Source organism: Promicromonospora aerolata, from assembly GCF_042682255.1.
Taxonomy (GTDB): domain Bacteria; phylum Actinomycetota; class Actinomycetes; order Actinomycetales; family Cellulomonadaceae; genus Promicromonospora; species Promicromonospora aerolata.
In genome coordinates this window covers 3182473-3202891 of the sequence record NZ_JBHUHF010000001.1, presented here as the reverse complement: position 1 = coordinate 3202891, position 20419 = coordinate 3182473, and the positions used below count along the sequence as shown (strand labels likewise).

Annotated in this window: 18 protein-coding genes; 11 read left to right on the top strand and 7 right to left on the bottom strand. The window is 73.3% G+C overall.

All coding sequences use genetic code 11. The annotated features are described in order from the left end of the window. A complete protein-coding gene (gene ccsB, locus ACFSL2_RS14320) occupies positions 1-987 on the top strand; it encodes a c-type cytochrome biogenesis protein CcsB (RefSeq protein WP_377198499.1) in 987 nt (328 codons plus the stop codon). Positions 988-1047: 60 nt separating this feature from the next. Here ccsB and ACFSL2_RS14315 read toward each other — a convergent pair whose 3' ends face one another. Together ACFSL2_RS14315 and ACFSL2_RS14310 are read right to left on the bottom strand one after the other, a co-directional pair. Continuing rightward, a complete protein-coding gene (locus tag ACFSL2_RS14315) occupies positions 1048-1443 on the bottom strand; it encodes a PLDc N-terminal domain-containing protein (protein WP_377198498.1) in 396 nt (131 codons plus the stop codon). 33 nt (positions 1444-1476) lie between these two features. Then, complete coding sequence (locus tag ACFSL2_RS14310; protein WP_377198497.1) at positions 1477-1917, bottom strand: PLD nuclease N-terminal domain-containing protein; 441 nt, start codon at positions 1915-1917, stop codon at positions 1477-1479. 94 nt (positions 1918-2011) lie between these two features. Here ACFSL2_RS14310 and ACFSL2_RS14305 point away from each other — a divergent pair, with 94 nt between their 5' ends. After that, entirely contained in the window at positions 2012-2296 is a 285-nt protein-coding gene (locus tag ACFSL2_RS14305) for a DUF4229 domain-containing protein (RefSeq protein ID WP_377198496.1), read from the top strand. Positions 2297-2373: 77 nt separating this feature from the next. On the opposite strand, the gene ACFSL2_RS14300 is transcribed toward ACFSL2_RS14305, so the two are convergent. Further along, positions 2374-3243: a 1,4-dihydroxy-2-naphthoate polyprenyltransferase gene (locus ACFSL2_RS14300; RefSeq protein ID WP_377198495.1), complete on the bottom strand. Its 870-nt coding sequence runs from the start codon at positions 3241-3243 to the stop codon at positions 2374-2376. An 85-nt stretch (positions 3244-3328) separates the two neighbouring features. Further along, entirely contained in the window at positions 3329-4585 is a 1257-nt protein-coding gene (locus tag ACFSL2_RS14295; RefSeq protein WP_377198494.1) for an AMP-binding protein, read from the bottom strand. Positions 4586-4698: 113 nt separating this feature from the next. Here ACFSL2_RS14295 and ACFSL2_RS14290 point away from each other — a divergent pair, with 113 nt between their 5' ends. The 3 genes from ACFSL2_RS14290 (at position 4699) to ACFSL2_RS14280 (ending at position 8882) form a co-directional block, all read left to right on the top strand. After that, positions 4699-5778, top strand: coding sequence for a DUF3048 domain-containing protein (locus ACFSL2_RS14290; protein ID WP_377198493.1), 1080 nt, complete (start codon positions 4699-4701; stop codon positions 5776-5778). A 109-nt stretch (positions 5779-5887) separates the two neighbouring features. After that, positions 5888-7105, top strand: a complete 1218-nt coding sequence (locus ACFSL2_RS14285) for an ATP-binding protein (protein ID WP_377198492.1) — start codon at positions 5888-5890, stop codon at positions 7103-7105. Continuing rightward, entirely contained in the window at positions 7092-8882 is a 1791-nt protein-coding gene (locus tag ACFSL2_RS14280; RefSeq protein ID WP_377198491.1) for an ABC transporter ATP-binding protein, read from the top strand. The genes ACFSL2_RS14285 and ACFSL2_RS14280 overlap by 14 nt, the downstream gene beginning before the upstream one ends. A gap of 376 nt (positions 8883-9258) precedes the next feature. On the opposite strand, the gene ACFSL2_RS14275 is transcribed toward ACFSL2_RS14280, so the two are convergent. Then, positions 9259-10212, bottom strand: a complete 954-nt coding sequence (locus ACFSL2_RS14275) for a 1,4-dihydroxy-2-naphthoyl-CoA synthase (RefSeq protein WP_377198490.1) — start codon at positions 10210-10212, stop codon at positions 9259-9261. 230 nt (positions 10213-10442) lie between these two features. On the opposite strand from ACFSL2_RS14275, the gene ACFSL2_RS14270 reads away from it, so the two are divergent. The 4 genes from ACFSL2_RS14270 to ACFSL2_RS14255 all read left to right on the top strand — a co-directional run bounded on the left by ACFSL2_RS14270 (position 10443) and on the right by ACFSL2_RS14255 (position 15639). Continuing rightward, the gene (locus ACFSL2_RS14270) at positions 10443-11423 is read left to right on the top strand and encodes an o-succinylbenzoate synthase (protein ID WP_377198489.1); all 981 of its coding nucleotides are present in this window, start codon (positions 10443-10445) and stop codon (positions 11421-11423) included. Next, positions 11420-13282: a 2-succinyl-5-enolpyruvyl-6-hydroxy-3-cyclohexene-1-carboxylate synthase gene (gene menD / locus ACFSL2_RS14265; RefSeq protein WP_377198488.1), complete on the top strand. Its 1863-nt coding sequence runs from the start codon at positions 11420-11422 to the stop codon at positions 13280-13282. The genes ACFSL2_RS14270 and menD overlap by 4 nt, the downstream gene beginning before the upstream one ends. 99 nt (positions 13283-13381) lie before the next feature. After that, entirely contained in the window at positions 13382-14992 is a 1611-nt protein-coding gene (locus ACFSL2_RS14260) for a S1C family serine protease (protein ID WP_377198487.1), read from the top strand. A 107-nt stretch (positions 14993-15099) separates the two neighbouring features. After that, the gene (locus ACFSL2_RS14255; protein ID WP_377198486.1) at positions 15100-15639 is read left to right on the top strand and encodes a GNAT family N-acetyltransferase; all 540 of its coding nucleotides are present in this window, start codon (positions 15100-15102) and stop codon (positions 15637-15639) included. 54 nt (positions 15640-15693) lie between these two features. On the opposite strand, the gene ACFSL2_RS14250 is transcribed toward ACFSL2_RS14255, so the two are convergent. Further along, positions 15694-16323: a TetR/AcrR family transcriptional regulator gene (locus ACFSL2_RS14250; protein ID WP_377198485.1), complete on the bottom strand. Its 630-nt coding sequence runs from the start codon at positions 16321-16323 to the stop codon at positions 15694-15696. 129 nt (positions 16324-16452) lie between these two features. Here ACFSL2_RS14250 and ACFSL2_RS14245 point away from each other — a divergent pair, with 129 nt between their 5' ends. After that, the gene (locus ACFSL2_RS14245; RefSeq protein WP_377198484.1) at positions 16453-17046 is read left to right on the top strand and encodes a DUF6230 family protein; all 594 of its coding nucleotides are present in this window, start codon (positions 16453-16455) and stop codon (positions 17044-17046) included. After that, positions 17037-18785, top strand: coding sequence for a DUF6114 domain-containing protein (locus ACFSL2_RS14240; protein WP_377198483.1), 1749 nt, complete (start codon positions 17037-17039; stop codon positions 18783-18785). The genes ACFSL2_RS14245 and ACFSL2_RS14240 overlap by 10 nt, the downstream gene beginning before the upstream one ends. 79 nt (positions 18786-18864) lie before the next feature. On the opposite strand, the gene ACFSL2_RS14235 is transcribed toward ACFSL2_RS14240, so the two are convergent. Then, on the bottom strand, positions 18865-20406 hold the full coding sequence (locus ACFSL2_RS14235; RefSeq protein WP_377198482.1) for an isochorismate synthase: 1542 nt from the start codon (positions 20404-20406) through the stop codon (positions 18865-18867). Between the last annotated feature and the right edge of the window lie 13 nt (positions 20407-20419).

Here is a 20419-nt window from a genome sequence, read left to right as displayed (position 1 = left end):
ATGGACCTGGCAAACCTGAGTGTGCTGCTCGTCTGGGGCGCCGCGACCGCCCTCGCCGTCGCGCTCGTCGCGTTCGCGGTGGACCTGTCGCGCCTGTCCGGGGCGAAGGTCGACGCGCGGGACGCGGCCAGGAGTCAGGAGCGGGTGGCCGTCGGGGCCGGCGCCGCCGAACCGGGCTCGCCGTACGGCCCGGGCTCCGTTGCCGGGGCGACACCGCCCGGGGCCGTGAACCGCAGGCTCGCGGGGATCGGGATGTCGGTGACCTGGCTGGCCATCGTGCTGCTGCTCGTCGCCATTGTGCTGCGCGGCGTCGCGGCAGGGCGCACGCCGTGGGCCAACATGTACGAGTTCACGCTGGTCGGTACGTTCGTGGCCCTCGCGGTGTTCGTCGGCGTGAGTACACGGCGCGACGTCCGGTTCCTCGGCGCGTTCGTCACCGGGCTCTCCGTGCTGTTCCTCGTGCTGGCACAGCAGCAGTTCTTCGTCGAGGCCATGGGCGTGCAGCCCGCGCTGCAGAAGTACTGGCTCGTGATCCACGTGGGCGTCGCCATCTGCGCCACCGGCATCTTCACGGTCGCCTTCGTGACGTCGGTGCTGCAGCTCCTGCGGGACGGGCGGGACAACGGGTCGCCCCTGCTCGGCAGCAGGCACTGGGGCTGGCTCGACCACACGCCGACGCCGTCGGCGCTGGAGTCGCTCTCGTTCCGGCTGAACTCCGTCGCGTTCGTGCTGTGGACCTTCACGCTCATCGGCGGCGCCATCTGGGCCGAGGACGCCTGGGGTCGCTACTGGGGATGGGACCCCAAGGAGGTCTGGAGCTTCATCGTGTGGGTGGTCTACGCGGCCTACCTGCACGCCCGCACCACTCGGGGCTGGTCGGGCACGCGCGCGGCCTGGTTCGTCGTGGCCGGCTACGCGTGCGTGCTGTTCAACTTCACCGGCGTGAACCTGATCTTCAACGGGAAGCACTCCTACTCGGGCCTGTAAGCAGGTGACCATGCACCTGCTGCCAAGATGTTCGGCATCTTGGCACCAGGTGCATGGTCATCAGTTGTTCTCGGCGTCGTCGTCCGTGGCGTCCTGGTGGCTGCGGGCCTCGCGCTCGCGCTTGCGCTTCTCCTGCTCCAGCCGCCAGAGGAACTCGGGGTCGTCGTCGGGCGCGACCGGGCCGGACGGGCGCCGTGGGCCGGGCCGGGGCGAGCGCGGGGGCGGTGTCGGGCGGCTGCCGCCGCGGCCGGGGCCGGAGGGGCCGGCATTGTTGCGGCGGGCGGCGACACGCACGACGATCCACGAGATCGCGCCGAGCAGGGGCAGCAGCACGATCAGGAGCACCCAGAGCCAGCGCGGCAGCCCAGCGCGTTCGTCCTCGTCCGCGCCCCAGACGTCGGTGAGGGCATACGCCATGAGTCCGACGACGACCAGGATCAGGAGTATGCGTGCCATACCCCCAGCCTACGGCCGGATCGCGGGGATAGGTCAGCCCTCGACGTGACCTTCGCCGCGTCGCCGCCCGTTCTCCTCCGCGGGGCCGTCCTCGACGCGCTCGGTTCCCTCACGGGCCTCGCGCTCGCGCTTGCGTCGCGCCTGTTCCATCAGCCAGAGGAACTCGGGATCGTCCTCGGGCCCGGCGGGCGCGGGGTCCTGCTCCCAGGAGCGGACCCGCCGCGGGTACCGGGCGGGCGCCGGCTGGCCGGCCGGGAACCCGGTGACCTGCTCGCCGCCGCTCCTCCGGCGGCGTCGGGCGCCGTTGCTCACCACGATCCACGCGATGGAGCCCGCCAGCGGCAGGAACACGATGGCGAGGATCCAGAAGCCCTTCTGGATGCCGTGGAGGTCCTCCTCGTCCGCTTGGATCACGTCGACCAGTGCGTAGACGACGAGCGCGAGGTACAGGACGAAGAAGACGACCTTGGACATGCGCTGGATCCTAGCGGGGGACCCGCTGGACGTGGCGGGTCGTACGGGTGAACTCGTGGCCGGAGGTGTCCCGGGCCCGGCCTACCATGGGTAGGTGCCCCTCGTGATCTACTCCCTGCTCCGCCTCGCGCTGTTCGGCGCGGCCTTCGGGCTGCTCTATGTGGTCGGGCTGCGGGGTCTGCTGCTCGCGGTCGTGGCGGTGGTGGTCGCGTTCGCGCTGTCGTACCTGACGCTGCGCGGGCCCCGGGACGCCGCGACCCGGTGGATGGCCGGCCGCGCCGAGCGCCGGGCCGCCGAGCGGGCCGCCGCCCCGAAGGTCGATGCCGACGCGGTCCACGAGGACGCACGGCTCGACGACGAGCTCCGGGACCGCGGCTAGGCCGCTCCGGCGAACGCAGCCAGGTCGCTAGGGCTGGCGACGCCGCGGGCGCCCGACCGGTGTCGGGCGTGCTCGCGCTACAGCGACAGGCCGAACCACAGCAGCAGGCCGTAGCCCAGCTCGTACAGCCCCGTGCCGGCGAGGACCGGGATCAGCAGCTTTCCGCGCGCCCCGGCGAGGACCGGGATGGTCAGCAGCGCGGCCGGCCCGAGCAGCAGCAGGACGACGAGCGACCACGGCGCCCAGAACGCGCACACCGCGGCGAGCAGCACCGGGACCCACAGCATCGCGACGTAGGTCCGCCGTGCCCGGTGGTCGCCGAGCCGCACGGCGAGCGTGCGCTTGCCCGCCAGCACGTCGGTCGGGATATCGCGCAGGTTGTTCACCATGAGCAGCGCGCACGCGATGAGGCCCACGCCGACGGCGCCGAGCACGGCCGGCCAGGTGATCCGGTCGGCCTGGGTGTAGGTGGTGCCGAGCACCGCGACCAGGCCGAAGAACACGAACACCGCGATCTCGCCGAGCCCCCGGTACCCGTACGGTGTCTTGCCGCCCGTGTAGTACCAGGCAGCGGCCACGCAGACCGCGCCGACCGCGAGCAGCCACCAGTGGCCCGACACGGCGCACAGGGCCAGACCCAGCACCGCGGCGAGCCCGAAGGCGGCGAACGCCGCCCGCTTGACCGCACCGGGGACGGCGGCACCGGACGCGGTCAGCCGCATCGGGCCCACCCGGTCGAGGTCGGTACCGCGCACGCCGTCGGAGTAGTCGTTGGCGAAGTTGACACCGATCTGCAGCGCGAGGGCGACCCCCAGGGCGAGCAGCGCGGGCAGCCACGCTGCGGCCTCCACCTGGGCGGCCGCGCCGGTACCCACCATCACCGGGGCCGCTGCCGCCGGCAGCGTGCGGGGCCTGGCCCCGGAGATCCACTCGGCGGCAGTCGCCATCAGGGTGTCCTTCGTTCGTGGGGGTCTTCTGGTTCCTCGGGACGCGTGCGCCGGGACGGCGCATGGTCCTGGCGGAGGAACGAAGTCATGGTCGCACGGGTTCCCGGGCTGTCTCCCGCTCGGCCCGCACGACGGCGTCCCGCACCGCCCGGCGGTCGACCTTGCCCGGACCGCGGGTCGGCAGGGCGGCGGTGACGTAGACCCGGCGCGGTGCGGCCGGTGCACCGAGCCGCTGCCCGACGGCGGAGCGCAGCCCGGCGAGGAGCTCGCCACCGCCGTCGGCCAGGTCCGTGCTGCCCTCCGGGTGGTGGCCGGCCGGCGGGCGGCCGGTGGTGACGACGGCGACGACGGCTTCGCCCCACTCGGGGTCGGGTACCCCGACGACGCAGGCCTCGCCGGGTGTGCCGCGCGCGGCCAGGTGCTCGCTCACCGCGTCCTCGACGGCCGCGGGGGCGACGTTGATGCCGCCCGTGAGGATGACGTCGTCGGCCCGGCCGAGGATCGTGAGGCGGCCGTCGTCGAGGCTGCCCAGGTCGGCGGTGCGGAACCAACGGGTGCCGTCCGGATCGGTGCGGAAGGCGGCAGCGGTGCCGCCGGGGTCGCCCACGTAGCCCTCGGCGAGCATCGGACCGGACAGCTCGACGACACCCGCCCCGGCGCCGGGAACCGGGCCTGGCCCGGGCTCGGCGTCGGCCGCCCGGACGCGCACCCCGGCGAGCGGGACGCCGTCGTACACGCAGCCGCCGCACGTCTCGGACATGCCGTACGTCGTGACGGCCCGGACACCGGCGGCCCGGGCGCGGGCCAGCAGCGGGGCAGGCGTCGCCGCGCCGCCGACCAGCACGGCGTCGAACCGGGCGAGAGCGGAGAGGCCGGCGGCGTCGCCGTCGTCGGCCGCCGTGACCAGGCGGTGCAGCTGTGTGGGGACCAGCGAGACGTACGCCCGCGGGCCGTGCGCGAGGAGGTCGGTGAAGTCGGTGGCGACCGCGGCGAACCCCGCCGGGGTGAAGCGGTCCAGCGTGTCCGGGTACACGCCGCGTCCGGTCACGAGGGACCGCGTGATGACCTGGATGCCCGCGACATGGGTGGGTGGCAGCACCAGCAGCCAGCGGCCCGGGCCACCGAGCCGCTCATGGGTGGCCTCGGCGGAGGCGCGCAGCGCGGCGGCGCTCAGCGCCACCTCCCGGGGGTCACCCGTGGAACCGGACGTCCGCAGCACGAGCGCGGTGCCGGCCGGCGGGGCGACGTCGGACAGCCGGGGCTGCGGGGCGTACGCGGGCCCGCCGTCCAGGGCGTCCCGGACGGCGCGGACGACGTCGGTCAGGGGATCGGTCGAGGCCACCTCACGAGGGTAAGCGTGGCTCGGGGGTGCGGGGCTACCGTGTCGATAGGGTGTGCGCCACGCCGAACGGCCTCGGGGACCACTCGGGCGTCGGACGTCGCGGAGGAGGTCGGATGACAACGTCCTGGACGACTGCCGTACGGGCTACGGGCACCGCCCTGGTGATCGCTCTGGCGCTGGCGGGCTGCGGTCTCGGGGAGCCTGACGAACCGGTGTCCACGCCCACCACGACGGTCGACGCCCCCGTGCGGGGCGACCGGGAGGGGCCGCCGGACCCGGACGTACCCCTGGTGTGGCCTCTCACCGGCGTGGAGACGAAGAAGATCGCGCGGCGGCCGGCGGTGTCGGTCAAGGTCGAGAACTCGGTCGAGGCCCGGCCCCAGCGCGGCCTCCTCGAGGCCGATCTCGTCTGGGAAGAGGTGGTCGAGGGCGGCATCACCAGGTTCGTGGCGACCTACCACTCGAAGATCCCGGACGTGGTGGAGCCGGTGCGGTCCATCCGGCCGATGGACCCCGCGATCGTCGCTCCGCTCGACGGCATCCTGGCGTTCTCTGGCGGGCAGGGACCGTTCATCGCCGCGACGGAGCGGGAGGGTACCCAGACCGTCATCATGGACGACGGCGCCGCGGGGTTCACCCGCGACCCCGGTCGACGCGCACCGCACAACGTGATCGGGAGCGTCCCGGCGTTCCTCGCGCAGGCCGACGGCCGGCGGACGAGCCCGCCGCCGGCGCAGTTCGAGTACGCGCGCTCGGTGGGTGAAGGGTCGGCCTCGCAGACCGGGAAGCCTGCGCAGGAGGTGGATGTGCGGCTGTCTCCCGCGCAGCGCAGCGTCTGGAGCTGGGACCCGAAGCGCAAGGTGTACCTGCGCAGCGAGGGGTCGGCGGCCTCCGTCGCGGCGGACGGCCGGCGCCACTCCGCGCGGAACGTGCTCGTGCTGTCCACCTTCGTGTTCGACACCAAGTGGCGGGACGCGTCCGGCGCGCCGGTTCCCGAGCACCGGCTCGCGGGCAGCAGCGGCGCCGGCACGCTGGCCTCCATGGGCCACAGTGTCGCGGTGCGCTGGTCCAAGAAGGACCACCGGGCACCGATCGTGCTGAAGCTGCCCGGCGGCAAGGAGGCGCGGCTCGACCCGGGCAACACGTGGATCGAGCTGGTCCCGGAGCGGTCCGGGAGTTGGTCGCCCCGCTGAGGTCGCCCCGATGAGAGAGCTTTCATCCCGGTCTCATGACGGGTTCATACCGGCCTAGTTGAGTGACGGTGTCGCACCGAGCGTCCCTCGACCAGAAAGCGTGGCTGCCATGAGCCTTCTCGACACGTCCCCGGACCTGCGCGGCTACGCTCCGCGTCCCGTCGCCACCCCGCTCCGGGCGGCCGCCGCCGACGTCGCGGCGCGCACGCCCGACCCGCTCGTGCGCCGCCTGCTGCGGGCCAAGAAGGCCTACTCCACGCGGTTCGTCGCCGCGGCGATCGAGGCAGACCCGGCAGCCTTCGACCTGATCACCGACCCGGTAAGGGCGCCACGGCCCGGCGACGTCGTCCTGGCACGCGTCGTGACGATCGGGCAGCACCGGCGGCTGGAGTCCCCGGCCTCCCGCCGCCAGATCCTGTACGAGGGCGACGAGATCCTGGTGTCCTACGGGTCGCGGTACGCCGCGGACCAGTTCCACGCGGTCATCCCGGAGGACCTCGGACCGTGCCACCTGGCCGCGGCCGGCGGGCTCGCCTCGCGCGTCGTCGACCAGCACGCGGCGATCAAGGACGCCACGGTGATCGAGCCGGTCGGGCTGCTCTCGAACCCGTCCGGGGTGGTGAACCTCTCGGCCCTCGCGCCTCATCCGGTACGCCCGGCGTCGTCGGTCAGCGGGGCGGCGTCACGCGTGCCCGTCGTCGCCGTGGTCGGTACGTCGATGAACTCCGGCAAGTCGACCACACTGGCGTGCCTCGCCCGCGGGCTCGCTGCTGCCGGCCGCACCGTCCACGCCGGCAAGGCGACGGGGACGGGTGCGGGCAACGACGCCCACCACTACATCGACGCGGGTGCCCACCACGTCGTCGACTTCACCGACTTCGGCCTCCCCAGCACGTTCGGCCTCCCCTTCGAGGACGTCCGCGACGTCTTCGCGACGATGGCCGACGTGCTGACCTCCCCGGCCGGTCACGGCGCGCCCGACGTCGTGCTGATCGAGATCGCGGACGGGCTCTACCAGGGCGACACGAGCCGGCTCCTGACCGATGACGCCTTCCGCTCGGTGGTCGACCGCGTCGTGTTCGCCGCCGGTGACGCCCTCGGCGCGAGCGGGGGAGTGGCGGCGCTCCGTGCGCTCGGCTGCGAGCCGTCCGTCGTGTCGGGAGTGCTCACGGCGTCGCCCCTCGCCACCGCCGAGGCGCGCGCGGCGCTCGACGTGCACGTGGTGCCGACGTTCGACCTGTGCCTCGCGTCCGTCGCGCTGGGTGCTGCGGGGCTGGCTGCCGCCGGAGGGGCTGGGGAAGCCGGGGACGGGCATGCGGTCGCCTGAGCCGGGCGAGCTGCCGAAGGTCTTCGTCGGAGTGCGGCGGAGGTGGGTGCTCGGTCTGGTGGCGCTGGGTCTCGGCCAGGCTGCGCTCGGCGCGGTCGGCGCCTGGGCACTGACGCAGCTTCGGCCCGGCAGCCCGTGGCCGATCGCCGTCGCCGTCCTCAGTATCGTGGCGGCTGCCGTGGCGCTCGGCGGACTGCGGATCGAGGAACGCGTCACAGCGGAACGGCTCGGTCAGGACTACGTGCGGGAGGCCCGCCGCGACCTGGTGCGTGCGGAGCTCACCCCGGGCGGCCGGACCCACCTCGGCATCACCGTCGCCCGCACCACGAACGACCTCTCCAGCGTGCGCAACTGGGTGTCGCAGGGTGTCGGCCCGCTCGCGGCCGGCATCCCGCTGATCGTCGGCTCCGCCGCGGGGCTGACCGTCATCGACCCGTCCCTCGGTCTCGCATTCCTGCTACCGCTCGGTGTGCTCGCCGCGGTGCTGGTGCCCTGGGCGCGGACCGCCTACCTGAGGTCGCGCCGGCTGCGGCGTGCTCGCGGGCGCATGGCCACCCGGATCGCCGACACCGTCGGGGCCTCGCAAGGGATCATCGCGGCGCGGGGCACGGGGCGCGAGCTCGGCCGCATCGACTCCGCGTCGGACGTCGTCGTCGACCGCGCGGTCGACCGGTCGGTGATCGTCGGGACCATCCGGGCCGCCGGCACCGTGGCGGCGCTGCTGGCGACCTTGGCCGTCGCGGCGACCGGCGTCGTCCGGGGGCTCGACCCCGCCGTCACGATGGCTGCCATGGCGGTCGCGGGCATCGCCTCGACGCCGATCATCGATATCGGCCGGATCGTCGAGTACCGGCAGACCTACCTGGCTGCCCGCGCGGTCCTCGGCCCGGCGCTCGCCGACGCCGCCCGCCGGCGCGACGAGGAGATGCGCGCGCGGCACGCCGCGGCATCGACCACGGTGCCGGACGGCGCAGACGGGCCCGACCGGGTACACGTGGCGGTCCCGGGGCTCATCCCCCCGGAGGCACCGCTGCTGGGTGGGGGTGGCGTCCGGATACGCCTGGTCGGCGACGATCCGGAGGCGCCGCTGCGCCTGATGCGCCGCGTCGTGGGGCTCGACGCGGCACCGAGTGGTGTTGCGGAGGCTGGTGCTGCCGAGGCTGATGTCGTCGAGGCTGGTGCTGCGGAGGCTGGTGCTGCGGAGGCTGGTGTTGCGGAGGCTGGGGTCGCCGAGCTTGGGGTCGCCGAGCCTGGTGCTGTCGAGCCTGGTGCTGCCGACGAGGTCTGGGTGGCCGGCCAGAACCTGCGGGCCGCCGCGCCGTCGCGCACTCGTGCGCTGGTGGGACTCGCGACCAGGGGAGCCGTGTTCGAACGTGGCACGCTGCGCCGGGCGCTGCGCTACCGGCGTCCCGACCTGGACGACGAGACGGCCGCTGCAATCTTCGAGGCCGTCGGCCTCTCCGCCGACCGGTTCCCGGACGGGTTCCGTACCGAGCTCCGCGCCGGCGGGGAGCCGCTGACCACCGACGAGCGCGCCCGCCTCGCGCTCGCCCGCGCGATCTACGGCGAACCGCCGCTGCTCCTGGTCGCCGACCTGGACCGGGACCTGAACGAGGAGGGGCGCGCTCGGTTGGGGCGGATCCTGGCGAGCTACCCGGGAGTCGTGGTGTTCACGGGGCCGGACGAGCTGGCGGCGGCACTGGGAGCCGAGGAGTTCCGGGTCATGGCGGACCAGGCCCCGGTGACTCCGGACGGTCGTGCGCCGGACGACGACTGACGAGCCGTCGTGGTGCGGCAGCCGTGCCGGGTGCCGAGCCGCAGGTCGGACGTGGTGTCGGCGGGCCGGAGCCGCAGGTTGGATCTGCTGTCGGCGGGCCGAACCGCAAGGTACGTGTCATGTCGGCTGCCGAGCCGCAAGGTAGACGTCGATCCGAGGGCTGGCAGACATGCATCTTGCGGATCGGCGCCGGTCATGGCGTGCAGCGTGCGGTTCGGCACTGGTTATGACGTGCAGCGTGCGGTTCGGCGCCGGTCATGACGTGAGACTTGCGGTTCGGCACCGGGTGACCGGGCCTCCCACACGCGCAGGTTGCGGTTGGGCGGCCCACCGTCGTCAGAAGCAGCCCACCGTCGTCAGAAGTAGGACCCAGGCCTCAGTAGTAGTACGGGAACCCTGACCAGTCCGGCTCGCGGCGCTCCAGGAACGCCTCCTTGCCCTCGACCGCCTCGTCCGTCATGTACGCCAGCCGCGTCGCCTCGCCGGCGAACACCTGCTGGCCGGCGATGCCGTCGTCGGCGGCGTTGAACGCGAACTTCAGCATGCGGATGGCCTGCGGTGACTTTCCGGCGATGATGCGGGCGTACTCGAGCGCCAGCCCCTCCAGGTCCTCGTGGGCGGCGACCTCGTTGACGGAGCCCCAGCGCTCGGCGTCGTCGGCGGAGTACTCGCGGGCGAGGAAGAAGACCTCGCGGGCACGCTTCTGCCCGATCTGGCGGGCGAAGTACGCGGAGCCGTACCCGGCGTCGAACGAGCCGACGTCGGCGTCGGTCTGCTTGAACTTGCCGTGCTCGCGGCAGGCGACCGTGAGGTCGGCGACCACGTGCAGGGAGTGCCCGCCACCCGCGGCCCAGCCGTCCACCACCGCGACCACCACCTTCGGCATGGTCCGGATCAGGCGCTGCACCTCCAGGATGTGCAGGCGGCCGGCCTTGGCCGGGTCGATGGAGTCGGCGTTCTCGCCCTCCGCGTAGCGGTAGCCGTCGCGGCCCCGGATGCGCTGGTCCCCACCGCTGCAGAAGGCCCAGCCGCCGTCCTTGGGAGAGGGGCCGTTCCCGGTGAGCAGCACCGTGCCGACGTCCGACGTCATGCGCGCGTGGTCCAGCACCCGGTACAGCTCGTCCACCGTGTGCGGGCGGAAGGCGTTGCGGACCTCCGGCCGGTCGAACGCGATACGGACCACTGGCAGGTCGCGCGGCTCGTCGCCGCTGCGGTCGACGCCCCGGTGGTACGTGAGGTCGGTCAGGTTCTCGAAGCCTGCGACCGCGCGCCAGCGCTGGGGGTCGAACGTCTCGGAGACCTGCGGGGGCAGTTCGGTGCTCGTGCTCACGCGGGCAAGCGTAGTTCGAACAGCGCGGTGTGCCGGAGGGCCGGAGCCGGCGGGGTGAGTTCGGTCTGTTGCTGAGCTGCGCAGCTGAGTTCGGTCCGTTGGGATGAGATCGGTCAGTTAACCGACCGATCTCATCCCAACGGACCGAACTCACGCAGGCCGCTGTGCAGTGGACCGAACTCACGCCGGTCGCAGCCCGTGCGGTGCCACCAGGTCGATAACCTGAGCCTGTGCTGCTGATCGGTGAACCCGTCGTCTGGTCCACACCCCTGCGGACCCGCTTTCGCGGGATCGACGTGCGCGACGGCGTCCTCCTGCACGGCGACGCCGGCTGGGGCGAGCTGTCGCCGTTCTGGGACTACGACGACGAGGAGTCCTCGACCTGGCTGCGCGCGGCACACGAGGCCGCCCACGTCGGCTGGCCCGAACCGGTCCGGCGGAGCGTGCCGGTGAACGTCACGGTCCCCGCCGTCGGGCCGGAGCGGGCCCGCGCCATCGTGCTCGCGTCCGGCGGGTGCCGCACCGCCAAGGTCAAGGTCGCCCAGCGTGGCCCCGACGGCACGCTCGAACCCGTGGCTGCCGAGGTGGAAAGAGTCGCCGCGGTTCGTGACGCCCTGGGCCCCGACGGCGCGATCCGGGTGGACGCCAACGCCGCCTGGACCCCGTCCGAGGCCCTGGCCCACCTGGCTGAGATCGACCGTGCGGCCGGTGGGCTCGAATACGTGGAGCAGCCCTGCGCCAGCGTCGAGGAGCTCGCGATCGTGCGCCGCAAGCAGCACGTCCCCGTCGCGGCCGACGAGTCGATCCGCCGGGCGTCCGACCCGATGCGCGTGGTCCGCCAGGAGGCCGCCGACATCGTGGTGCTCAAGGTCCAGCCCCTCGGCGGCGTCCGCGCCTGCCTCGACCTCGCCGAACAGGTGGGGCTGCCCGTCGTCGTGTCGTCCGCGCTCGAGAGCTCGGTAGGGCTCGCCGCCGGCGTCGCCCTCGCCGCGGCCCTCCCTGAGCTCCCGTATGCCTGCGGGCTCGCGACCTCCCAGCTGCTGGCGCACGACGTCGTCACGGAGCCGCTGCTCCCCGTCGACGGCGCGCTCCCGGTCCGCCGCCCGGAGCCCTCGCCCGAGGCGCTCGCGGCTGCCGAGGCCGACGCCCCCACGACCGAGCGCTGGCTCGCGCGGTACCACCGACTGACCCGCATCCTGGAGGACGCATGACGATCCCGCCCGCCGTCACCGTCGCCCGCGCCCTGGTCGCCGACCTGATCACCCGGGGCGTGCAGGACGTGGTGCTCGCCCCCGGCTCGCGCAGCGCGCCCCTCGCCTACGCGGTCGCGGAGGCGGCCGACGTCGGTCGCGTCACCCTGCACGTGCGGATCGACGAGCGGGCGGCGGGGTTCCTGGCGCTGGGACTCTCGAAGGGCGCGGAGGGTGCGCCGGTCGCCGTGGTCACGACGTCGGGGACCGCCGTCGCCAACCTGCACCCAGCGGTGCTGGAGGCGAGCCACACCGGGCTCCCCCTGATCCTGCTCACCGCCGACCGGCCGCACGAGCTGCGGGGAACCGGGGCGTCACAGACCACCGACCAGGTGGGGATCTTCGGCACCGCGGTGCGGTTCGCCGTGGACGTGCCTGCGCCGTCGGACGCCGGGACACCGGCAGCGCCGCCCGGCACCGCACCCGGCACCGCACCCGGCACCGCACCCGGCACCGCACCCGGCACCCCACCCAGCACCGAGCCCGAGCCCGGCACGGCGAGCGCGCAGCAACTCCGGGACCTGAGGAGCGTGACGGGCCGTGCGGTGAGCGCGGCGCTCGGCTTCCGGTCGGGACATCCGGGGCCGGTACACCTCAACCTGGCGTTCCGCGACCCGCTGGCGCCGTCGGCCCCGCTGCCAGGACCGACGGCCGACACCGCGCAGGACGGTTGTCCGAAGCCGGATCCGCCGCTCGTGGTCCCCGCCGTGCTGCAGCACTTCGCCTCGCCCGCGCTGCCGGGCGACCCCGCACGCACCGTCGTCGTCGCGGGCGACGGCGCGGGGCCGGAGGCTCGGCAGCTCGCCGAGGCGCAGGGCTGGCCGCTGTTCGCCGAGCCGTCGTCGGGCGCCACGGGCGGGCCCAACGCCATAGCGGCCTACCGGGCCCTGCTCGGCTCGGAAGAGCTCGCCGAGAGCATCGAGCAGGTGGTGGTCCTCGGGCGGCCCACCCTCTCGCGTCCCGTGCAGCGGCTCCTCGGCCGGCCCTCCGTCGCCGTCACCGTCATCGCACCGGGTGCGGGGCCGTGGCCTGACGCCGCCCGCAACGCCGCCGTGGTGCTGCCCGGTGTCGCACCGGTGTGGTTCGAGGCCGCCGCGCCCGAGCCCACGGGATTCCTCGAGCAGTGGCGGGCGGCCGGGGTGCGGGCGTCCCTAGTCCTCGACGAGGTCACCTGCGACGAGGCCGTCATCGGCGGGCCGACCGCGCTCTCCGTCGCCCGCGCCGTGGCCGGCGTGCTCGGCCCGGAAGACCTGCTGGTGGTCGGCTCGTCCAACCCGGTGCGGGACCTCGAGCTGGTGCTCGGCCTCGACGGGCCCGGCCCGGCCGTCCTCGCGAACCGTGGGCTCGCCGGCATCGACGGCACGGTGTCCACGGCGGTCGGTGTCGCGCTCGCCGCCGCACGGCGCGGTCTGCGCACGCGCGCCCTGCTGGGCGACCTGACGTTCCTGCACGACGTCGGCGGACTGCTCCGTGGGCCCGACGAACCCTCCGTGGACCTCGAGGTCGTCGTGGTGAACGACGACGGCGGTTCCATCTTCGCGACGCTGGAGCACGGCGCGCTCGCTGCGACGGGCAGCGGGGCGAGCGCCACGTTCGAGCGGGTCTTCGGCACGCCGCACGGGTCGAACCTGGCACAGCTGTGCGCCGGATACGGCGTGGACCACCAGCTGGTGAAGGACGTGCCGACCCTGCGTCACGCGCTGCAGGCGCCGAGCCACGGTATCCAGGTCATCGAGGTGCGGGTACCCCGCGCCGACCGGCTGACGGAGTCCCGCGACCTGGTCGGTCGTATCGTGGAAGGTGGCGCCCCTCCGCGTTGAGCGCTGGAACGGTCAGGGCATGCAGCGAACTCACAGACTTGTCCAAGGCTGGGACAAGGAAGGGGGTGTCAACTGGTTCTGACTTCAAGGAGGGTCACGATGACCGACGAGAACAGCACCACTCCGCAGCCGGATCAGCAGTCGCCCGCAGTGCAGCCCACCGAGCAGCTGCCGCCCGTGACGGAGCCCACCCAGCAGCTGCCGGTCACCGGCCCGGCGCCCGCGCAGGCCGCGGCACCTGAGCAGTCCCCCCACAACGCGCAGTCCCCGAACGCCGCACAGTCTCCGGACGCCGCACAGTCTCCGGACGCCGCGCAGGCCCAGGCCCCCGCGTCCGTGCCGGTGGGGGCGCCGGCCCAGTACCCGGCGCCCGCGCAGAACGCGGCCCCGGCTCCGAGCCCGACGTCGGGGTACGTCAACCCGTACGCGGCCCCGGCCGCCGCGTCGACGTCGGAGGAGCCGAAGACGAAGAACCGCGCCTGGGTCCCCGTGGTCGGTGCGGCCGCGGCCGCCGCGCTGCTCGCCAGCCTGGGTACCGCGGGGGCCATCTCGCTCGCGGACGACTCCGACCGTGCCGCCTCGCTGGCCGACGTCGGACGGTCGGGCGGCGAGAGCGTGCCCGTGAACAGCTCGAGCGTCGAGAACCCGGACTGGACGTCGGTCACGTCGGCCGTGCAGGAGTCCGTCGTGGCGATCCAGGTGGCGAGCCAGGGCGGTGGCGGCGAGGGCTCCGGCGTCGTGCTGGACTCCGAGGGCCGCATCCTGACCAACAACCACGTGGTCGCCGACGCGGCGAAGGTCCAGGTCACGCTGAGCGACGGCCGCGTGTACGAGGCCGACATCGTCGGCACCGACCCCGCCACCGACCTCGCCGTCGTGCAGCTGTCCGACCCGCCGTCGGACCTCAGCCCGGCGACGTTCGCGGACTCGTCCGACGTCGTGGTGGGCGAGCCCGTGATGGCGCTCGGCAACCCGCTGGGCCTGGCCAACACCGCCACGACGGGCATCGTGTCCGCACTGGACCGCCCGGTCACGGCCAGCGCCGAGGACGGGTCGGACCAGGTGGTCACCAACGCCATCCAGATCGACGCCGCGGTGAACCCGGGCAACTCGGGTGGGCCGCTGTTCAACGCGTCGGGCGAGGTCATCGGCATCACCTCGTCGATCGCGACCCTGTCGGGCGGGATGTCGGCAGGTGGCTCCGGGTCGATCGGCCTGGGCTTCGCGATCCCGTCGAACCTGGCCACCCAGATCGGTGACCAGCTCAAGGACGACGGCACGGCCGAGCACGCGTTCCTCGGGGTCTCGCTCCAGGACGCCACCGCGACGGCCGACGACGTCACCCGCAGGGGAGCCGGCGTCGTCGAGGTCGTGCCGGACTCGCCGGCCGGGAACGCCGACATCCAGGAGGGCGACGTCATCGTCGAGATCGACGGCGACCCGGTCAACGGCGCGGCGTCGCTCACGGCGTTCGTCCGCGAGAAGGAGGCCGGCGACGAGTCGGTGCTGACCGTGGTCCGCGACGGCAGCACCCAGGAGGTCACCGTGACCCTCGCGGTCCGGGAGGAGTCGGCGGCGCAGACCCCGCAGGACCAGCAGGGTCAGGAGGGCCAGCAGGGTCAGAGCGGCGAGCCGGACTCGGGGTCGGACCAGAGCGCACCGAACAACATCCCCGACTGGATGCAGGAGTTCTTCGGCGACCAGGGCTGAGCCCCGGACCGACGTGCCGGACCCCCAGATCGCTCGCTGACCTGGGGGTCCGGCACATATTCGCGTTCAGCGGGTGAACCTGGCCCGTCCGGTCTAAGTTAGGCCGCGTGTCTGGGACGTTTACCGTGGTCAGGACCCTCGGCCGATCGGATGCCGCGCACGACATCCTCGAGGAGCTGCCGGAGTGGTTCGGCATCGACCGGTTCACGCACGAGTATGTCGAGGCGGCGGCCAAGTTCCCCAACTATGTGGCGGTCGCCGCGCCGGAGGTCCTGCCGGTGGGGGCCGGGCCGGGCGGCCCGATGCCGGCGGTCGGGGCCGACGGCGGTGAGATCGCCCTCCGGGACGTGCTCGGCGTGCTGCTCCTCGACCAGCGCTATCCGACGTCGGCCGAGGTGCACCTGCTCGCCGTCCGGCGCAAGCATCACCGGGTGGGCATCGGGCGGACCCTCCTGGAGCGCGTCGAGGCGGACCTCCGCGGCCAGGGCGTGCGGCTGCTCAGCGTCAAGACGCTCGGCCCGTCGGCGTCCGACCCCGGGTTCGACCAGACCCGCGCCTTCTACGCGGCGTGCGGGTTCCACCCGGTGGAGGAGTTTCCCGACCTCTGGGCCGACGATCCCTGTCTGTTGATGGTCAAGGCGCTCTGACCCCGAAGCCGGCCGCCTGCCGGTTCGCCCGCACCGCCGGCAGCGGAGCCTGGCTCAGAGCGCGGACGGAACCCCGAACAGCGCCTCCGAGGCGCCCGGCACGACGGCGCCGACGACCCCGCCCAGGCTGCGCTCGAGGTAACCGACCAGCTCGTCGTCCGTGAGGTCCGAGTTGATGCCGCCGTCGACCAGGGCCTGCTCGGCGAGCGCCACCCACGAGCGCACCGCGACCCGCAGGAGCTCGCTCTCGGGCACGCCGAGCTCCAGCAGCACGGCGAGGGCGCGCTCCGTCTGCTGGCGCCGCGCGTCCTCGATGACGGCGCGCACCTCCTCGTCGCCGCTGGCCGCACCGCGGACGAGCGAGTAGAACGTCGGACCGTGCTCCTTGACGTACGCGACGAGCCTGGTCAGCGTGCTGACCAGGCGGTCGGCCGGCGGGAGCTCCGGCTGCGGCTCGGAGGCGTGCAGCATCGAGTCGCGCGCGCGGCGCACGATCTCGTGGTGCAGCCCGTTCTTGGAGCCGAAGTAGTAGTAGACGAGACCCGTCGAGACACCGGCTTCGGCGGCGATCTCCTCGACGGTCACCTCGGCCAGCGGTCGGTCCGCGAGAGTGGCGACTCCCAGCGCCACGAGCTGGTTGCGGCGTTCCTCCGGGCGAAGTCGCGTGCGACGGGCTGTTGCCATGGTTCGAGCATATCCGTCATGCTTTGCGGCGCTCTCAGCGGGTTAATTGACGCTCACTCAGTAATCGCGCTAACGTCGCGGCGGAACGACGGCGTAGTCGTTCTCACATTGGCATCGAGGGGAACACCAATGAAGCTCAGCAAGCTCACGGGGTCGCGCAAGGGTCGCGTGGCTCTCGCAGTCATTCCGGTCACGATCGCCGCCAGCGTTCTGCTTGGTGGGGTTGCACAGGGCGCCGTGCCCGTCTCGTTCGCCATCTCCGGCAGCCAGTTCAAGATCGGCGCCGACCAGCTCGAGGGCACCGGCTTCTCGCAGTACGCGGGGGTGGCCACCGCCTCCGACGGCACGCAGCACCCCGCGGCCATCGCGAACATCAAGGACGCGAAGCTCTACAACCTGTGCCAGTCGGTCGTCGAGGAGACCCCGCTCGGCAAGGTGGGCATCCTCATCTCCGCCGGCACCGGCAAGGAGCCCGCGAAGGCGACCGACCTGCAGATCGGCATGAACGACCTGTCGGGTACCGCGATCTTCAAGAACATCCGTATCGGCGTCGACGCCTCGACCGTGAACACGGCCAAGAAGGGCGACGCGGGCGACTTCGCCATGGACTCCGACTCGATCGACATCTCGAACCTCGAGCAGGTCTCCTGGAGCACGCAGGCCGCCGTCTTCCAGCTGACGGACCTCAGCCTCAAGATCACGGACGGCACTGAGTGCTTCTGAATCCGGGTGACGGCCCGGCGCAGGCCGGCCGCCCCGGACTTCGCACGAGGCTCGCCGGCTGGCGCAGGGACTTCCGCCCCTGGCGCGCGCAGCGGCCGTTCGTCGGGGGTGTGCTGGTAGCGCTCGCTGGCCTGGAGATGCTCCTGTCCGGCCCGATCAAGCTGGACCAGCTCGGCATGAACGTCGTGCTGCAGTTCGGGGTGGAGGGGGCGCAGGCGACGATCCTGCCGATCGCGCTGGTCCTGCTCGGCATCCTGTCGATCACCCAGCCCGTGCACCGGATCTTCTACGGCGTGATCGCTCTCGCGATCTCCGTGTACTCCATCGCGGGAGTGAACCTCGGGGGCTGGGTCGTCGGGTTCCTGCTCGGGGTGATCGGCGGCATCGTCGTCGTCTCCTGGGCGCCGCCGGCCGAGGCGACGGAGGAGGAGGGCGCGGAGCCGTCGGCCGAGGCCGGCGACGCCGAGGCGCCCGGGCACACGGACGGCACCGCGGGCGAGACGTCCGCCGCCGATGACGTGCCGAGCGCCGACGGTGACCCCGCCCACGCGGCGGACGAGGCCCCGGAGCGGGGCGACGCCGCGACGACCTCGCCGGCCGCGGAGGCGGACGACGTCGGACCGGGCGACCGGCGCGAGCCCGCTGCGGAGACGGAGGCGATCCCCCAGGTCGAGACGCTCAGCACCGCGCTGCGTGCGCTGTCCCAGAAGTCCGCGGCGGTGGTCGTGGCGAGCGCGATGACGCTCGCCGGCCTGAGCATGCCGGCCGCGTCGGACGCCGGGACGCAGCAGGACGACTCGTTCTGGTGCGTGGTCTTCGGCGCGTGCGACGACGACGGGAGCGCTGCGGACCCGTCCGCGTCGCCCTCGCCGAGCACGTCGGACCCCGCGACGTCGGACCCGGGCACCGGTGCGGGTGAGGACCCGGTCGGGGACGCGGTCGACGACGTCACCGACGGCCTGACCGGGCCGGCCGACGACGAGAACGGCGACGAGGCCGGGTCCGGGGACTCCGGCGACGGAGCCGGAGCCGGCAAGGACGACGACCCGCCGGAGTGCGAGGAGCCGACCCAGGACGGCGAGGTGCCGCCCGAGGCGGAGGACAGCGCGCCGTCCGACCCCTGTGGGGAGATCGACCCGCAGGAGACGCTCGAGGAGGCGCTGCACACGGAGCTCGGCACCTGCGTCAAGATCAGCTTCGGTGGCCGGTACGACCTCAACATCGACCTGCCCGGCCAGTGCGGAGCCCGGGAGGACGGCTCGGTCTTCTCGCTCCCGGCGGACCTCGAGAGCCGGGACCTGACGATCCCCCTCACCGGCATCAACGGCATCGGCCTGGCGAACGTGCCGGTCAAGAACAACGGGGACCGTCGGGACGCCATCAAGATCTCGGCCGACAAGGTCGTCGTCGACGGCTTCTGGCTCAAGTCGTACGCCTACGACGACGGCACGACGGCGGGCACGGACACCCGGGCCAACTTCGTGTCGCTCGAGGGCAACGCGCACATGTACGTGTCGTCGATCCACGCGAACCTGCCCGACGGGCAGGACCTCCTGGAGGTGGCCACCAAGGTCCTCGAGGGCGCCTCGCTCATCGAGATCCTGCTGACCGCCACGGACGCGCGGATGGGCTTCATCGGCGCGACGTCCGACGTCCAGGTGTGGGACGGCTTCCGCGAGCAGGTCTGGGGCGACCCGACCGACCCGATCGGCAAGGGCCCTACGGCCGGCACCCCCTGATCGAACACGTTGAGTGCGGGGTATTTGTTGGTCAGGAGCGGCTGATCCAACAAATACCCCGCACTCAACGCGTCGGGGGTCAGGTGGTGGCGCCCAGGGCGTAGCGCATCGGTTCCAGCTTGGCCTCCGACTCCGCCAGCTCCGCCTGGGGATCGGACGCGGCGACGATGCCGCAGCCCGCGAACAGCCGGATGTGCCGGCTGTCCGTCGGTGAGATCTCGGCCGAGCGCAGCGCGATGCCCCACTCGCCGTCCCCGTCGGCGCCGACCCAGCCCACGGGCCCGGCGTACCGGCCGCGGTCCAGGCCCTCGATCTCGCGGATGAGGCTGCGGGCGGCCGTGGTCGGGGTACCGCAGACGGCGGCGCTCGGGTGCAGGGCCGCGGCCAGCGAGAGCGACGACGGCGGCCGCGGGCCCGACGCCGGGTTCTGGTCCGTCAGCACGCCGGTCACGTCGGTCGCCAGGTGCATCACGTTCGGCAGGTGCAGCACGAACGGCGCCTCGGGCACGTTCATCGACGAGCAGAACGGCTCCAGGGCCGCGGCCACGGAGCGCACCGCGAACTCGTGCTCCTCCAGGTCCTTCGAGGAGCGGGCGAGCTGGGCGGCGTGCAGCAGGTCGGCGTCGTCCCCGTCCCGCACCGAGCGCTCGCCGGGCCGCGCGCCGTCGCGGGGGCGCTCGGGATCCGGGTCGGCCTGCGGGCCCCTGCCGTGCTCACGGCGGATCGTCCCCGCCAGCACGCGCGAGGCGACCAGCCCCTTCTCGCTGCGGACCAGCAGCTCCGGCGTCGCGCCGACCATGCCGTCCACGCTGAAGGCCCAGCAGGCGTCGTAGGCGGAGGCGAGGCGGCCGAGCAGGTGACGGGTGTCAACCGGGTGCTCGGCGGTGGCGACGACGTCGCGTGCGAGCACCACCTTCTCCAGCTCGCCGGTCTGGATCCGGGTGACCCCTTCCGCGACCACGGCCGGCCAGTCCGCCGCGCCCACGGCGCCGTCGGCCAGCGCCACCCGGCCCGGCTCGGTGACGGGCTGGTGCGGGTACGCGGACAGCAGGTCCTCGCCGACCGGGGCGGACCGGTCGCCCACCAGCGAGATCGTCGTCATCCAGGCACGGTCTCCCCGCCGCCCGACGACGACCCGCGGCACGATCAGCACGCCGCTCGCCCGCGCGGGGTCCTCCGACTCGTCGCCGGGCGACACATCGTCGAAAGCGAAGCTGCCGAACGCGACCAGTCCGCTACCCGGCAGCACCACGTCGTCATGCACCACGGCGCGGTCGAGCACCTGCCGCCAGGCGTCGTCGGCGTCGGCGAAGCGGCCCGGACCGAACGTCTCGAAGCGCAGCGCCTCGCCCCAGCCGACGAGCCCGTCGCCGTGCCGGACCCAGGCGAGGGCATGCGTGTCGGGGAGGCGGTCGACCAGTGCGGTCGGCGTGTCCGGCAGGTCGTCGACCGCGACGGTGCGGACCACGAGCTGCGGGCCCTCGGGCGCGCCCCGCGGCGTGTCCTCGGACGGAGGCGGGGCCTCGGCCACCCAGGTGTCGTACACGGTGGTACCGGTGGGTATGCCGGGGACGCCGGTGCCCGGAGTGCCGGGCGTCCCGCCGGCAGGTGAAGCGATCATCGTCCTCAGGATA

Coding starts and splice junctions, on each gene's coding strand:
- ccsB (WP_377198499.1), top strand. CDS start 1: ATGGACCTGGCAAACCTGAGTGTGCTGCTCGTCTGGGGCGCCGCGACC.
- ACFSL2_RS14315 (WP_377198498.1), bottom strand. CDS start 1,443: ATGGCACGCATACTCCTGATCCTGGTCGTCGTCGGACTCATGGCGTAT.
- ACFSL2_RS14310 (WP_377198497.1), bottom strand. CDS start 1,917: ATGTCCAAGGTCGTCTTCTTCGTCCTGTACCTCGCGCTCGTCGTCTAC.
- ACFSL2_RS14300 (WP_377198495.1), bottom strand. CDS start 3,243: ATGGCGACTGCCGCCGAGTGGATCTCCGGGGCCAGGCCCCGCACGCTG.
- ACFSL2_RS14290 (WP_377198493.1), top strand. CDS start 4,699: ATGACAACGTCCTGGACGACTGCCGTACGGGCTACGGGCACCGCCCTG.
- ACFSL2_RS14285 (WP_377198492.1), top strand. CDS start 5,888: ATGAGCCTTCTCGACACGTCCCCGGACCTGCGCGGCTACGCTCCGCGT.
- ACFSL2_RS14280 (WP_377198491.1), top strand. CDS start 7,092: ATGCGGTCGCCTGAGCCGGGCGAGCTGCCGAAGGTCTTCGTCGGAGTG.
- menD (WP_377198488.1), top strand. CDS start 11,420: ATGACGATCCCGCCCGCCGTCACCGTCGCCCGCGCCCTGGTCGCCGAC.
- ACFSL2_RS14260 (WP_377198487.1), top strand. CDS start 13,382: ATGACCGACGAGAACAGCACCACTCCGCAGCCGGATCAGCAGTCGCCC.
- ACFSL2_RS14250 (WP_377198485.1), bottom strand. CDS start 16,323: ATGGCAACAGCCCGTCGCACGCGACTTCGCCCGGAGGAACGCCGCAAC.
- ACFSL2_RS14245 (WP_377198484.1), top strand. CDS start 16,453: ATGAAGCTCAGCAAGCTCACGGGGTCGCGCAAGGGTCGCGTGGCTCTC.
- ACFSL2_RS14235 (WP_377198482.1), bottom strand. CDS start 20,406: ATGATCGCTTCACCTGCCGGCGGGACGCCCGGCACTCCGGGCACCGGC.